This window comes from Novosphingobium sp., assembly GCF_036733805.1.
Taxonomy (GTDB): Bacteria; Pseudomonadota; Alphaproteobacteria; order Sphingomonadales; family Sphingomonadaceae; genus Novosphingobium.
On sequence record NZ_DAIMZT010000008.1, the window covers coordinates 1 to 14,212 of the forward strand.

The 14,212-nt window shown below is 61.2% G+C and carries 12 protein-coding genes; 5 read left to right on the plus strand and 7 right to left on the minus strand.

Annotated elements, in window-relative coordinates; genetic code table 11:
- Together V7D69_RS03645 and V7D69_RS03650 are read left to right on the plus strand one after the other, a co-directional pair.
- Nucleotides 1-659, plus strand: a 659-nt coding sequence (locus V7D69_RS03645; protein ID WP_442947037.1) for a TPM domain-containing protein, incomplete at its 5' end; no start/stop codon positions are given.
- A 7-nt stretch (nt 660-666) separates the two neighbouring features.
- On the plus strand, nt 667-1,215 hold the full coding sequence (locus V7D69_RS03650) for an NUDIX hydrolase (protein ID WP_324062679.1): 549 nt from the start codon (nt 667-669) through the stop codon (nt 1,213-1,215).
- A gap of 240 nt (nt 1,216-1,455) precedes the next feature.
- Here the strand turns inward: V7D69_RS03650 and mmsB are convergent, their stop codons facing one another.
- The 6 genes from mmsB to V7D69_RS03680 form a co-directional block, all read right to left on the minus strand.
- Nucleotides 1,456-2,325 (minus strand): 3-hydroxyisobutyrate dehydrogenase, encoded by an 870-nt coding sequence (mmsB, locus tag V7D69_RS03655; RefSeq protein WP_324062677.1) that lies wholly within the window; start codon nt 2,323-2,325, stop codon nt 1,456-1,458.
- A gap of 56 nt (nt 2,326-2,381) precedes the next feature.
- Nucleotides 2,382-3,164, minus strand: coding sequence for an enoyl-CoA hydratase-related protein (locus V7D69_RS03660; protein WP_324062675.1), 783 nt, complete (start codon nt 3,162-3,164; stop codon nt 2,382-2,384).
- Nucleotides 3,161-4,204, minus strand: a complete 1,044-nt coding sequence (locus tag V7D69_RS03665; protein WP_333605083.1) for an enoyl-CoA hydratase/isomerase family protein — start codon at nt 4,202-4,204, stop codon at nt 3,161-3,163. Before V7D69_RS03665 ends, V7D69_RS03660 begins: the two co-directional genes overlap by 4 nt.
- A gap of 49 nt (nt 4,205-4,253) precedes the next feature.
- Complete coding sequence (locus tag V7D69_RS03670) at nt 4,254-5,396, minus strand: acyl-CoA dehydrogenase family protein (protein WP_324062671.1); 1,143 nt, start codon at nt 5,394-5,396, stop codon at nt 4,254-4,256.
- Between the two features lie 30 nt (nt 5,397-5,426).
- Complete coding sequence (locus V7D69_RS03675; protein ID WP_333605084.1) at nt 5,427-5,900, minus strand: hypothetical protein; 474 nt, start codon at nt 5,898-5,900, stop codon at nt 5,427-5,429.
- 68 nt (nt 5,901-5,968) lie between these two features.
- Nucleotides 5,969-7,393: an aldehyde dehydrogenase family protein gene (locus V7D69_RS03680; RefSeq protein ID WP_333605085.1), complete on the minus strand. Its 1,425-nt coding sequence runs from the start codon at nt 7,391-7,393 to the stop codon at nt 5,969-5,971.
- Nucleotides 7,394-7,666: 273 nt separating this feature from the next.
- Between V7D69_RS03680 and V7D69_RS03685 the strand changes: the two genes are divergently transcribed.
- Entirely contained in the window at nt 7,667-8,158 is a 492-nt protein-coding gene (locus tag V7D69_RS03685; RefSeq protein WP_324062665.1) for a flavin reductase family protein, read from the plus strand.
- A gap of 42 nt (nt 8,159-8,200) precedes the next feature.
- Here the strand turns inward: V7D69_RS03685 and V7D69_RS03690 are convergent, their stop codons facing one another.
- Nucleotides 8,201-9,424: an acyltransferase family protein gene (locus tag V7D69_RS03690; RefSeq protein WP_333605086.1), complete on the minus strand. Its 1,224-nt coding sequence runs from the start codon at nt 9,422-9,424 to the stop codon at nt 8,201-8,203.
- Nucleotides 9,425-9,645: 221 nt separating this feature from the next.
- On the opposite strand from V7D69_RS03690, the gene V7D69_RS03695 reads away from it, so the two are divergent.
- Together V7D69_RS03695 and V7D69_RS03700 are read left to right on the plus strand one after the other, a co-directional pair.
- Nucleotides 9,646-10,653, plus strand: coding sequence for a LacI family DNA-binding transcriptional regulator (locus V7D69_RS03695; protein WP_324062661.1), 1,008 nt, complete (start codon nt 9,646-9,648; stop codon nt 10,651-10,653).
- Between the two features lie 202 nt (nt 10,654-10,855).
- Entirely contained in the window at nt 10,856-14,191 is a 3,336-nt protein-coding gene (locus V7D69_RS03700; RefSeq protein WP_333605087.1) for a glycosyltransferase, read from the plus strand.
- Nucleotides 14,192-14,212: the final 21 nt, after the last annotated feature.

The window sequence follows — 14,212 nt, forward strand, 5'->3', positions numbered from 1 at the left end:
ACACGGACCGCGACCGCATAAGCGCCGCCGTGGGTGAAGCCGAACTGCTCAGCGCGGGCGAGATCGTCACGATTCTTGCCGAACGCTCGGACGGTTACACCGATGTCGCGCTGGCCTGGTCGGCGGCGGTCGCCTTGCTTGCACTTGCGTTGCTGGCGATCGCGCCGGATTTCTATCTGGGAATTTACGACCGCATCCTGGCCGGCTGGGGGCACGAATGGACGCCGCGCGCGATACTGACGCTGGCGGCGGGGGTCGCTGCGGTCAAATTCGGCGCGATGATGCTGCTTCAGCTCTGGCAACCGCTGCGGTTCTGGCTGATTCCGCCACCGATCAAGACCATGCGCGTACATGACCGTGCCCTGCGCGCCTTTCGCATCGGCGCCGAAAGGCGCACCAGTGGCCGAACCGGCATTCTCATTTATCTTTCGATGCGAGAGCGCCGAGCAGAGATCGTGGCGGATGAAGCCATATCCTCAAAGGTCGATCCGCAAGTATGGGGAGACGCCATGAACGCCATGCTGGTCGAACTTGGCCAGAGCCGCATCGCCGATGGCATGATAGCAGCGATCCGCAAGGTGGGCGCTGTGTTACAGGTGCACGTGCCCCGCGCCGCCGATGACGTGAATGAACTTCCCGACCGCCTCATCGAAGTATGACCCCCGCATGACGCTCGCCGACCATTACGATGCCGACAAACCCGAAGAAATCATGTGGGAAGGCCGCTTCATCACTGCTAAACGGCGGGGGCGATGGGAATATGTTGGCCGTTCGCGTGGCATAACCGCCGCGGTCATTCTGGCGGTCGATGTGGAAGACCACGTCATCCTGGTCGACCAGTATCGAGTTCCCCTTGGATGTCGCTGCATCGAGCTTCCCGCCGGGCTTGTGGGAGATCATGACCACACCGCCGGGGAGGACGCAAGCATCGCCGCCGCCCGCGAGCTGGAGGAGGAAACCGGCTATCGCGCCGGGAGAATGGAGAAAATCGGCGAGTTCTTTTCCTCCCCCGGCATGGTCAGTGAAAGCTTCACCCTGTTTCGCGCGTATGATCTGGCGAAAGTGAGTGAGGGCGGCGGGGTCGATAGCGAGGACATCGTCGTCCACCGCGTGCCCTTATCCGGGATCGCAAAGGCGGTCACCGACTGGCAGGGGGCCGGCTATGCGATGGACGTGAAGATGCTGGCCCTGCTGGGCCCCTGGCTGTTGCGCTGAGATGCGAACGCGCTTCGGAATCTGTCAGCGCAAGGCTCATTATGCAAGGGAGGAGGCGGCGCTGAAAGCCGCTGCGAACGCCCCCTTCCCGCTCCGCCCCTATCGCTGCGCTCTATGCCGCAACTATCATCTGACCAGCCGCACCAAGGGTATGCGCCTGCCGCAGTTCGAGATCGAGCGACGACGGGCCGCGAAGCTCAGCCCGTCTTCATCCCCGCCCGCCCTGCAGATGAGCGAGGTTCAAAGTGTCGTGAAGATCGCGCCGAAGTCCTTGGCGCCATTGCCGCCCTCGACGAAAGCCTCATAAATCTTCGTCGCATGCTGGCCGAGTGGGACATTCGCGCGTGCGCCTTGCGCGCCTTCCATGGCCAGGCGCAGGTCCTTCAGCATCAGTGCTGAAGCAAACCCGCCCTGGTAGTCATTGTCCGCCGGGCTGGCAGCGCCGACGCCGGGAACGGGGGTATAGTCGTTCAGCGACCAGCAGTAGCCGGTCGACTTCGAACTGATCTCGTAGAATTTCTGTGGCGAAAGACCTGCCTTCTCCGCCAACGCCATCGCCTCGCACGTGCCGATCATGTGGATCGCGAGCAGCATGTTGTTGCACATCTTGGCGACTTGGCCACTGCCGATCTGTCCGGCGTGAATGACTGCCTTGGCCATGGGCTTCAACACCGCCTCGGCCTTGGCAAACGCCTCCGCAGTTCCTCCGACCATGAAGGTGAGCGTACCGCCGTTAGCGGCCGCGATGCCCCCCGAGACTGGCGCGTCGACCATGATATAGCCCGCGTCCCCGGCAAGCTGGGCGACTTCACGTGCGGTTGCCACATCAATGGTCGAGCAATCAAGGAAGAGCGCGCCTTTCGGGGCCTTGCCGATCACGTCGGCGGTGTAAACCGACTTCACGATGCCCCCATTCGGCAGCATCGTCACCACAGCATCCGCTTCCGCTACCGCTTCGGGCACCGTGGAGAACGTCTCGCACCCGTGTTCCCGGGCTTTCGCAAGCGCCGCTTCGGAAAGGTCGAATGCGTGGACCTGATGGCCAGCCTTGACCAAGTTCGCAGCCATCCCGCCGCCCATGTTGCCAAGGCCAATGAACGCAATCTTCATGTGAAATTCTCCACTCCGTTATCCCATTCGCTGGGACAGTTATCTCGACGCTTGGCTCATCTACCCTTCCAGACGCCGGGGCGCTTCTCGACGAAAGCCTTCATGCCTTCGGCCTTGTCCTCCGTGGCGGTGAGCACCTGGAACATGCGGCGCTCCATGACCATGCCGGCATTGAGCGTGGTCTCGAAAGCCATGTCGACCAGTTCCTTGTTCATCATCGTCGCCAGCGGCGGCATCGCAGCGATCGTCTCGCCCGCCTTCAACGCTTCCTCGAGCAGCTTGTCGGCGGGCACGACACGGCTGACCAAGCTCGCGCGCTCGGCCTCCGCCGCGTCCATCATGCGGCCGGTGAGGCACATGTCCATCGCCTTGGACTTGCCGACGGCGCGCGTCAGACGCTGCGACCCGCCCATGCCCGGCGCAACGCCCAATTTGATCTCGGGTTGGCCAAATTTCGCGGTTTCCGAAGCGATGATGAAATCCGCCATCATCGCCAACTCGCAGCCGCCGCCCAGGGCAAAACCGTTGACCGCCGCGATCCAGGGTTTACGAACGGCCTTGACGAGCTGGCTGGTCCAACCCGCGAAGAAGTCTTCCGAATAAAATTCGGCGCTCTGCTTGTCGGACATTTCCTTGATGTCAGCACCGGCGGCGAAAGCCTTGTCACCCGAACCGGTGATGACGGCGCAAAGCTGCGTCGCATCGCTCTCGAACTTGCCGAACGCATCGATCAGTTCGGCCAGCACCTGTGAATTGAGCGCATTAAGCGCTTGCGGGCGATTGAGGGTAATGAGGGTAACCGCCCCTTTCTGTTCGACCAGGATCGTTTCGTAGTTCATATGGGCTTCCATTCCTCTTCAGCAGGGAGAGGCGCGAAAATCGCGTCCAGCATCTCTTCGGTCACATGCTCGGGCGTGTCGGGATTCCATTGCGGAGCGTTGTCCTTGTCAACGATCACCGCGCGCACGCCTTCGGCAAAATCCGGCAACGTCAGGACCCGCGAGCCGATGCGGTATTCCATTGCCATGTTCTGAGCAAAAGTCTCTAACCGCGCGCTCTCGGCAAGCTGACGCAGGGCGACCTTGCAAGCCTGCGAGCTCTTGGTCCGCAGCGTTGCCAGCTCCCTTACCGCCCACTCGCCATCATCGGCTTCGAGCGAAGCCAGAACGCTTTCCAGCTCGTCCGACGCGAAGTGTTTGCGAATCGCCACGCCGTGGGCCGCGATCCTGGGTTCTGGCGGCGTGACCGCCAACGCCGCCAGAACGCCGCCGATTTCATGCCCGGCAGCGATGCGCTGCTTCGCCTCCGGCAGTGTTTCAGACGGCAGATAATGCGATGCAAGGGCCGCCCAGAGGCATTCCGAACCATCGAGGCGCGCGCCTGTAAGGGCAAGGAACTGACCCACCCGGCCATCGAGCCGCGAAAGATACCAGCCGCCGCCAACATCGGGAAACAGGCCGATACCGGTCTCAGGCATGGCAAAGCGCGTGTTCTCGGTGGCAACGCGATATTTCGCGGGTTGCGAGATGCCGACACCACCCCCCATGGTGATGCCGTCCATGAAAGACACCACCGGCTTTTCGTATGTGAAAAGCTGATGATTCAAGCGATACTCGTCAAAGAAGAACTCGCGGCCGGCGGTGCCGCCATCCTCCAGCGCGGACCGCCGCAGCAAGTTGATGTCTCCACCCGAGCAGAACCCCCTGCCCTCGGCATGGTCGATCATCACGACCTGGATGTCGGGATTATCCGCCCATTCCGCCAGCGTCGCCGTCATCGCCTGACACATGCCCAGCGTCAGCGCGTGGATCGCCTTTGGGCGATTGAGGGAAATGACGCCGGCAATTCCCTCGCGCCGGATCAGCAGTTCCTCGCTCATCTGCGCACTCCGCCTGCTCTCAGTCGCTTGGCCACGTCAGACATCGCAGTCACTTCAACAGATCCCGGCCGATAATCATGCGCATCACCTCGTTAGTGCCTTCAAGGATGCGATGGACGCGCAGGTCCCGCCAGAAACGCTCGATCGGGTAATCCTTCAGATAGCCGTAACCGCCGAACATCTGCAGAGCGCCATCGACGACGGCGGAGCCAGTATCGCTGGCAATCATCTTGGCCATCGCGGCAAAGCGCGTCTTGTCAGGCGAGCCGGCCGTGACTTTCGCTGCGGCAAGGTAAAGCAGCGCCCGGGCCGCTTCCAGTTCGGCAGCCATTTCCGCCAGGCGGAACTGCGTGTACTGGAAATCAGCGATAGGCTGATCGAACTGCTTGCGATCCTTCACATACTGGATCGCTTCATCAAGGCATCGCTGGGCTCCGCCCAGAGAGGCGGCGCCAATATTCAGGCGGCCCCCATCCAGCCCGGCCATGGCGAATTTGAAACCGTCGCCTTCGGCGCCGACCCGGTTCTCCAGCGGCACCCGGCAGTCCTCGAAAATGACTTGAGCGGTAGGCGAAGCATTCCAGCCCAGTTTCTTCTCGGGCGCGCCGAAGCTGAGGCCAGGCGTATCCTTCTCCACCACGAAGCACGAAATGCCCCGCGACTTGTGTTCACCCGTGCGCGCCATGACGAGGTAGACATCGTTATAGCCGCCGCCCGAGATGAACTGCTTGGTCCCGTTGAGCACATAATAATCGCCGTCCAGGCGCGCCGAGGTCTTGAGCGCCGCGGAATCGGAGCCGGAGCCGGGTTCGGTAAGGCAGTAGGAGCCGATCGTCTCCATCGTTATCAGCGCAGGAAGATAACGTTCCTTCAGTTGCCGATCGGCGAAAGCATCGATCATCCACGCGACCATGTTGTGGATGGAGATGTAAGAACTGGTGGCGGGACAGCCATAGGCCATGGCTTCCATGATGAGGGCCGCATCGAGCCGCCCCAGGCCAATGCCCCCGCCCTCTTCCGAAACATAGATTCCGCCAAAGCCCAGTTCGCCCGCGGCCTTCCACACATCGATCGGATAGTGATGCTTTTCGTCCCACTCTGCCGCGAATGGCGTAATCATGTCGGCGGTGAACTTGCGCGCGGTCTCCTGGATCGCGATCTGGTCTTCGGTCAGCCCGAACTGCTGCGTCATTTCAGCCCCGTTTCCATTGTTTCAAGCCTCTTATGGACATTTCGTGTAAGTCAGTGGTGCCGGCGCTGCATCCGGTCCGGTATCCTTGCGGACGAGAGTTTTCCCCCCATCATGCGATGAAAGCGCCACGTCGAGGTTCCAGCTCTGACCTTCGCCGCTGAAATCGAAGGAAGCAGTCACGCTCCCCGGCCCGCTGGCTTTGATCTCCGCGAGTTTTGCAACGGCTTCGTAAAACACAAGCTGGTAGGCGCTTACCGTCAGCAACCCCTTGGCATCCCCCTTCGTGCTGGTGCAATCTGCCGGGGAAAGCCCCCAGCGCCCTCGCAGTTCCGGCGGTATGCCGTCATCGTTTTCCACCGAGGCCGTCGTAACGGCTGTTTCCGTCGCTTCCTCCGTCGCCGGCTCGCTGCTGATCGATGGTTCAGGCGCCTTTTCGCCGCCGCCGGAACAAGCGGTCAGCGCAATCGCAAGCGCGGCAGCGACGGTCAGCGGAGTTGCTTTCATCGGCCCTTTCCCTTACCGTTCGAGAACGATCCAGAACAACCGGATCGCTCCCAATTCCTGCAAAAGTTTCAGCCGACCAGTTCGATGATGTCCTTGCCGAAAAGCTCCTCGTCGCTCGGGATGACCTTTGTCGTGGCCAGCGGTTTGGAAACCCAGGTCTCATTGATAAGATCACGCCAGGTGACGTTGTTGTTGGTGGCGTTGCCGCCCCAGGAACCGCAGCCCAGCGAGAAGGTCTGGCGCATGCCATTCCACACGTTGCCCGAGTTCGAGGCCGACTGCGGCTGATTGACCATCACGCGGCTGGTCTTGGTGCCTTCGGCCAGCTTCATGATGTTCTCATCACTCGTGGAGTAAATCCCGCAGGAGTGGCCCTGCCCCTGATAGCCCTGGATGGCGTTGGTCAGGCGGATCGCTTCATCGATGTCCTTGGCGCGGTAGAGAGCCATGGTCACGGTCATCTTCTCGCCAGAGAACTTGTAGTCCGGGCCGTAGCCGGTTTCCGGCACGATGAAGAACGCGGTGTCCTCCGGGATGGCGAAGCCGGCATAGTCGGCGATGAACTGCGGCGACTGGGCGACGACCTTGGCGTTGATGTGCTCACCGTCTTCCCAGATGGCGTTCTGCAGCTTAGTCTTGTTCTCACCCTCGATGATGAAGCCACCCTTGGCCTTCAGCTTTTCGAGCATGGTGTCATAGATCGCGTCGAGCAGGATCACCGAATTGTCTGACGAGCAAGATGCGGCATAATCCAGGGTCTTCGAAAGCAGGATCTTGCTTGCGGCGTCGTCAAGATCAGCCGTGTCATCAACGGTGATGACCGCGTTGCCTACGCCCACGCCCAACGCCGGGGTGCCCGAGGAATAGGCCGCCTTCACCATCGGCGTACCGCCGGTGGCGAGAATACGGTCACACTGCTTCATCACCTCGTTGGTCTTCTCGACCGAGGGCTGCTCGATCGGGATCACGAGGTCGGCAGGCGCGCCCATCTTCACCAGCGCGTCGCGCATCAGGTTACAGATCTTGGTATTGATGAACTTGGCGCGCGGATGCGGGCAGATGATGATCGAGTTACGGCCCTTGACGGCGCTTATCGCCTTGATGACGGGGGTTGCCTCCGGGTTGGTCGAAGGCGAAAGCGCGCCGATGACGCCGACAGGCTTGGCGATCTTGACGATGTTGCGTTCGGGGATTTCCTCGATCACGCCGACCGACTTATCGTCGATGATATCATACAAGGTGGCGCGGGTCTTAACCGAGATCTTCTTGAACTTGCCCTCGTAATTGCCGAGCTGCGTTTCCTCGACCGTTTCGCGGGCGATTTCCTCGTCCATGCCCGGCTTGCACACAGCATAGACCATGCCCCTGATCCAGCGATCGACCTGTTCCTGAGTCGCGTTCTCGATCTGGGCCTGAGCCGCTCGCGAACGCGCCACGATCTCGGCGACTTCCACAGCGACGGGGGTTTCGGCGATAAGTTCAGCGGTGGCCATGTGCTTTTTCCCTAGGTGTTCCGCGCCGCTCCCGCGTCATCGGGCCGTCACGGTCAGGTGGTTCTCGGACCAGCGACGCTTAGGCGTCAAACCAGCCCCTTGCAGGTGCTCCACTGCACTTTTGAGCGTCCGAACGCAAGCAATTTAAGCGCGCGATTAAAATCCGGCGCGCTGAGCCACACGAAGTTTCGCCCTAGCGGAAATTTGAGCTACTGGACCACCATCAGCCAACGGCGTGATATCCGAATCGCGATCTGACAAGGAACACCGTACGTGAGTGAGACAACCTTCGACCCGGCCGCTTTTCGCAAGGTGCTCAGCAACTATCCCACCGGGGTATGCGTGATTACCGCATTGGACGAAGAAAAACCGGCCGGCATGGTCGTAGGCAGCTTCACTTCCGTTTCGCTCGACCCGCCACTGGTCGGCTTCTTTCCGGACAAGTCCTCAACATCCTGGCCGCGGATCGAGAAGACCGGCCACTTCTGCGTCAATGTCCTCGGCAGTGACCAACAGGACGTCTGCCGTGCGGTTAACGCCAGGGGAGAGGCGAAATTCGTCGGGGTGGAATATGTCGTGTCGGAGCACAATTTGCCGATCATCGCCAATTCGATCGCCTGCATCGAATGCCGGCTTTATTCGGTGACCGAGGCGGGGGACCACTGGTTCGTACTGGGCAAGGTTTTGCGCATGGAAACCGTGCGCGATGACGATCCGATGCTGTTCCATCGCGGTCGTTACGGCGGTTTTGCAGAAATAATGTAGACTCGCCGATATCTATCAGCGGCTTCGGAAAAATCCTGAACTTCAGCCGACAGACACAGACGACGCCAGCGGCCTGTCCTCCAAGAAAGACCCGCGCGATCTTTTCCGGCGTTTGAGGCCAATCAGCGGCCGCAGCGGGCCGATTTCCCGGCCGACGAGATAGAACAGCCATGACCCCGCCGTGACGGCGCCTAACAGCACCAGGAACTCAGGCAAAGCCGCCAGCCCCCAGTCCCGGATTGCATAAATGACGAACACCATCACTGTCTGATGCGCGATGTAGACGGGGAATACCGCTTCGGCGAGCGTGGCGCGCCAGCGACCGTCGCGATTCCAGTACCGGTCAGCGATGCCGAACAGGGCGATCACCATACCCCAGCACTGCATCGCCTTCGCCATCGATAACGGCTGATCCCACGTGCGCGGGGTAGCCACGTTGCCGGGATAGAGCCAGGCTTCGACAACCACGAAAGCATAACCCGCAAGCCCCAGAACAAGCGCCCATTTCCACTGCTGTCCGACAGCCAGGCGGAGCGGTTCCGAGCCCCGCAGCAGGAAGCCGAACAGGAACATCGCGCCGTAATGCAAATGCGCGGAGCGATCGATGAAGAGGCTGTGGACGTCCGTCCAGCCGTAATCCAGCGATCGGATCGCGAATATTCCAACAGCACCAAGAGGCAGCAATGCCGGACTGGCAAGAACCCGTTCCGCTCTTCGACGGAACGCCTCCCGCCAGGCTGCCGGGAGCATCATCAGCGCCCCACACAGAGCGACGGTGTATGCCAGGAGGTAAATCACGAACCACAAGTGCATGGTGGCTGGAAGATATTCCTTGCCTACCCAGCTAAAGCTGAAAGCGTCATGGAGCAGAAAATAACCGTAGCTCTGACTATATCCGCTGTGAATCAAGCCCATGAAAGGTTGCGGAGGCACGACCACCGTGAGACCGAACAACAATGGAATGCCCAGCCGAAGCAGCCGGCTTTTCAGAAAGCTCCCGGTATTGCCGTCCTTGTCGCACAATGCCGCACTCGCATAGCCGGAAATGGCGAAGAGCAGCGCGAGCCGCCAGGCGCTAAGGCTGAGAAGCGGGATTTCCACCCAGTTCACCACGCCGCGAGACGGCGTTTGATAGCCCCAGGGGGTGAAGGAAAAGCCCACATGATAGAAGATCAGCAACACAAACGCGCCGATGCGCAGCCAATCCATTCCGTAGTGGCGTTGCGTTGAAACGCGCTTCATTACTTCCCAGTTCGCGGGTGACACCCCGGTTCCTTAGGCGCGTTGCCACGGCTTCGCAATCTGCCGATCGTAACCTGATCGCTAACACGCCCCTGTCCGTCGAACCTTCGCCGCCGCTTTCATCTGGTTCGCCAGCCTGCAATATTGACTTCCCTCCGCGCTCCCTTTCCTTAATGCGCCATCCATGGGTGCATGATCGAATATTCTAAATGACCGCCTTGAAGCACCGCTCCGAAGGACCGCCGATGAATGCCCCCTCCGCGCGCATGACCATTACAGAGATAGCCGAGCTTGCCGGCGTTTCGAAGAAGACGGTCAGTCGCTACTTCAATCACGCCGAATTGCTGAGCGAGGAAACCCGCGCGAAGATCGAGACGGTCATTGCCGAAACCGGTTTCGTGCCCAATGCACAGGCACGCGCGCTGGCTCTTCAGCGCAATTTCCTGATCGCCCTCGTGCATGACGGCTCGGATCGCGGGATCCTCGAACTCGTGCAAGACGGCATTGGGAGCGCGCTTGAAAACAGCGAGTTCGCGTTGGTGCTTCAGCCTATGGCCGCCGATAATGCGTCGACGCGCTTGCGTGCGCTGCTAGATCGTCTGCGGCCGACCGGCGTGATCCTGATCCCGCCCTTATCGGAACGCCAGGACCTTGCCGCGCTTTGCGCGGATGCGCAGGTGCATTGCGTCAGACTTGGCCAGGTTCGCGGAGACTATGGCCTTACCTGTGATGACCGCCGCGCTGCGGCGCAATTGGTCGATTGGCTAGTACGTTTGGGGCATCGTCGCATCGGCCTCGTTGGAGGGCCGGAAAGCTCTCTAACCGCACAACAGCGGGAATTGGGTTATTTGGACGCGATGGCCGACCACGGGCTCGACCGCGGCCCTTCGCTTATCGTCGCCGGGGATAATACGTTTGAGTCGGGTATTTCGGCCGGCCGCCTGCTGCTGGAAGTCAGCCCACGCCCCACGGCCATCATCGCTTGCAACGATGAGATGGCCGCCGGCGTGCTCAATGCAGCGGCGCAGGCTTTGGTGGCCGTCCCCTCGACGCTGTCAGTGGTGGGCTTCGACAACGCTTCGCTCGCCGCTCGAACGGTGCCTCCACTTACGTCGATGCACGTGCCCTGGAGCCTGATGGCGCAGGAAGCGGTTGCGCGCATCACTGCAGACCATGATGACTTGCATGCTGCAGCCCGATTTGCAGCGGAATTGATTATCCGGGATTCCGTAGAACCCGTAACCGCAACATAGGCTGCATCTCACCGTCCGCCGTCAGAGGGGGACAGCAGCGACGGCGAGTGGCGAGTGCGGTTGCCTTCGCCCCCGGTGTTGGTACAGACTATGTCTGAAAAGCGCGGAAAACAATTCGGCACCGTTGGGCATCAGTTGCCGTTCAGCGAAAAACGGCCATAGGCGCTTCGTTTCGGCAATCCAGGAATCGATTCGAGCGACGATGGGACTACCAGTCTTCTTTGACCCCACTGGCCGCCGCAGCCGCTGGTCAAAACGCGCCGTGGCGTTAATTATCGCCGTGGTCGCCGCCGGCGCGCTCGCCTTCGCTTCCACCTTGATTTTCGTGCGCCCGGAGCGTGAGATTAGCTTGCGGCTGCCGCAACCCCGCGCATCGGAACTCCGCGGCATCCAGCCTCGCCATGGCTGGGCCGCCTGGCTGCCTCATGCTCGTCGCCCTGTCAAAGGCGGCACCACTCCGCTGAGCATCGGCTTTTACCTGCCGGGCGATGACGCCAGCTTCAGTTCGCTGCAGCGACATGCCGGCTCGCTTGACTGGGTCGTTCCGGCGCAAATCACTGTGTTCGGACCCACGCATCAAGTGGCGGTTGATGATGAACCGCGCTTCGACCGAGCAATGGGTGCGATGCGCGATCCGCCCAAGGTCCTACCGATGGTCCAGAATCTGGCGGACGGGGAATGGGACGCTGCGGGAGCAACCGCGCTTCTGCATGATCCGGTCCAGCGTCATGCCCTGGTCACACGTCTGGCTGACCACGTCGTAAAAGGCAGGCTTTCCGGCCTGATGATGGACTTCGAGGTGCTGCCTCCCGGCGCCATGCGCGATTATGTGAAGTTCTTGCGCGAATTGAACGCCGCGATGCCTCAGGACCGCCAGCTGGCGGTGACTGTCCCTGCCGAAACGGACCGGGCGCTTCTAATCGCCTTTGCGAAAGTCTGCGACCGCGTAATCTTGATGGCCTATGACCAGCACTGGCAAGGCGGTCTGCCCGGCCCCATCGCGTCTCAGGACTGGTTCGTCGAGAGGGTGGCGACGGCAGAGCGCATTATCGGCGGAGGCAAGCTGGTCGTCGCTCTGGGCAGCTACGCCTACGACTGGCACGGCGGCACTGCCGATGCGCTGACAATCGAAGAAGCATGGCTTGCCGCGCACGAAAGCTCAGCCCCCGTGATCTTCGATCGGTTCAGCGGGAACGCCGGCTTCGCTTATGAGGAAGACGGAGGAGAGCAGCACGACGTCTGGATGCTCGACGCCGCAACAAGCTGGAATCAATTCCAGGCGCTGAAGCGATTGGGCATAGGCGCTATCGCGATGTGGCGCCTGGGGTCCGAAGATCCGGGATTCTGGGAGGATCTGAGGGCGTTTCGTCGCGGCGGCCTACCTGACCTTACCACGCCTCGCTCCATGCTGAGCACGGAGGTTCACGGCTCCGGTGAGATTCTGCGTCTAACGGCACGTCCCGACGACGGTCACCGCGCGTTCTCTCTTGACAAGGCCGGCATGATTACCTCCGAAACCTATACCCGGATGCCGACACCCTTCGTGGTCCATCGTTGGGGCGGGGGCAATCCCAAGCTGCTCGCCCTTACTTTCGACGATGGTCCCGATCCTTCCTGGACCCCGCGTATTCTCTCGATACTGGAGAAGGAGAAAGTGCCGGCCACCTTCTTCGTCATCGGCGAGAACGCGTTGCAGCACCCCTTCCTGCTCAACCGGATGATTGCTGATGGCGATGAAATCGGCAATCATACGTATTCTCACCCCAATCTCGCGATCACCGGCCTCGGTCAGACCACGCTTGAGCTGAACGCCACGCAAAGGTTGGTGGAAGCTTATACCGGCCGTTCCATGCGGCTTTTCCGTGCGCCCTATTTCGGGGACGCCGAACCCACCACGTTGGACGAACTGGAGCCGGCGCTGGAAGCGCAAAAGGCGGGTTATACCGTCGTCGGCCTGCACGTTGATCCCAACGACTGGCAGCGGCCCGGTGCAAACACCATCGTGCAGCAAGTGATCGATCAGGTCCATGCGGTCGAGCCGGACAAGTCCCGCAACGTGATCCTTTTGCATGATGGCGGCGGCGATCGCTCCCAGACGGTAGCCGCGTTACCGCGGATCATCGCAAGCTTGCGTTCGGAAGGATATACCTTCGTTACCGCATCGCAGCTTGTCGGCGTGCCGCGGGCGCAGGCGATGCCGCGCGTAGCCGGAAGCGATCTGGCAGCAGTGCGTACCGACGTTGCCATTTTCGTGCTTCTCGCGGCGATCACGGCTATGCTTGGTTGGCTGTTCTACCTGGCGATTGCCCTGGGCTTGGGCCGCGCCGTTCTGGTGGCGGCGCTGGCTACCGTGCAGTCTCTTCGCCACCGCCCGGAGCCCCCTCAATACGAACCAACCGTTTCCGTCATCATCCCCGCCTACAATGAAGAGCGTGTTATCGTCGCTTCCGTGGCGCGTGTGTTGGCGAGCGATTATCCGGCGCTGCAAGTCATCGTTGCCGACGACGGTTCCAAGGACCGTACCAGCGAGCTGGTTCAGGAAGCGTTTGCGGACGATCCACGCGTAACGCTGCTCACGCTGGCTAATGGCGGCAAGGCCAGCGCGCTTAACCGCGCCCTGGCGGAAGCAACGGGCGAGATCGTAATCGCTCTGGACGCCGACACACAGTTTGAGCCGTTGACGATCCGTCGTCTGTCACGCTGGTTCGCTGATCCACGAATCGGTGCCGTAGCCGGCGACGCCCGGGTCGGCAATCGCGTCAACCTTGTCACCCGCTGGCAAGCGATCGAATACATCACCTCACAAAACCTCGAGCGGCGCGCCTTTGCCGGCTTTGACGCAATGACAGTGGTGCCGGGCGCCGTCGGTGCATGGCGCCGTGCCGCGCTGGATAGCGTGGGTGGCTATCCCGAAGACACTCTGGCCGAGGATCAGGACCTTACCATTGCAATCCAGCGTGCCGGCTGGCGCGTCACTTACGATCCCCGCGCCATCGCCTGGACAGAGGCGCCGGAAAGTTTCAAGGCGCTCAGCAAACAGCGCTTCCGCTGGGCCTTCGGCACCCTCCAATGCCTGTGGAAGCACAGTTCGGTTCTCTATCGCGGCAAGCCTTCGGGCCTCGCCCTTATCGGGCTTCCGCAGGCATGGCTGTTCCAAATCGCTTTTGCGGCCATCTCGCCATTGATCGACCTCGCGCTCATCGTGTCAATTGTAACCACTGTGCTGCGCGTGCATCAGCATGGCTGGCTTCAGGGCCAGGGCGATGTGTGGCGCATGATAACCTACTGGTGCGCCTTCACCGCGATTGACGCGTTCTGCGGCTGGGTCGCCTACCGCCTTGACGGCAAGGGCGTGCGCTATCCCGTGTTCTTACTCTTGGCGCAGCGCTTCATATATCGTCAGATCATGTATTGGGTGGTGCTGCGCGCGATCTCTTCGGCGATCGGCGGTTGGGTTGTCGGCTGGGGTAAGCTCGAACGTAGCGGGCGCGTCGGCGTGGGCCTCACTGCCTCAAGCCAGGAGAAGCCGGCCCGGTGACGCAAGGGCGGCTGTGGCGGA

Coding starts and splice junctions, on each gene's coding strand:
- V7D69_RS03650 (WP_324062679.1), top strand. CDS start 667: ATGACGCTCGCCGACCATTACGATGCCGACAAACCCGAAGAAATCATG.
- V7D69_RS03675 (WP_333605084.1), bottom strand. CDS start 5,900: ATGAAAGCAACTCCGCTGACCGTCGCTGCCGCGCTTGCGATTGCGCTG.
- V7D69_RS03700 (WP_333605087.1), top strand. CDS start 10,856: ATGGGACTACCAGTCTTCTTTGACCCCACTGGCCGCCGCAGCCGCTGG.
- V7D69_RS03695 (WP_324062661.1), top strand. CDS start 9,646: ATGAATGCCCCCTCCGCGCGCATGACCATTACAGAGATAGCCGAGCTT.
- V7D69_RS03670 (WP_324062671.1), bottom strand. CDS start 5,396: ATGACGCAGCAGTTCGGGCTGACCGAAGACCAGATCGCGATCCAGGAG.
- mmsB (WP_324062677.1), bottom strand. CDS start 2,325: ATGAAGATTGCGTTCATTGGCCTTGGCAACATGGGCGGCGGGATGGCT.
- V7D69_RS03680 (WP_333605085.1), bottom strand. CDS start 7,393: ATGGCCACCGCTGAACTTATCGCCGAAACCCCCGTCGCTGTGGAAGTC.
- V7D69_RS03660 (WP_324062675.1), bottom strand. CDS start 3,164: ATGAACTACGAAACGATCCTGGTCGAACAGAAAGGGGCGGTTACCCTC.
- V7D69_RS03665 (WP_333605083.1), bottom strand. CDS start 4,204: ATGAGCGAGGAACTGCTGATCCGGCGCGAGGGAATTGCCGGCGTCATT.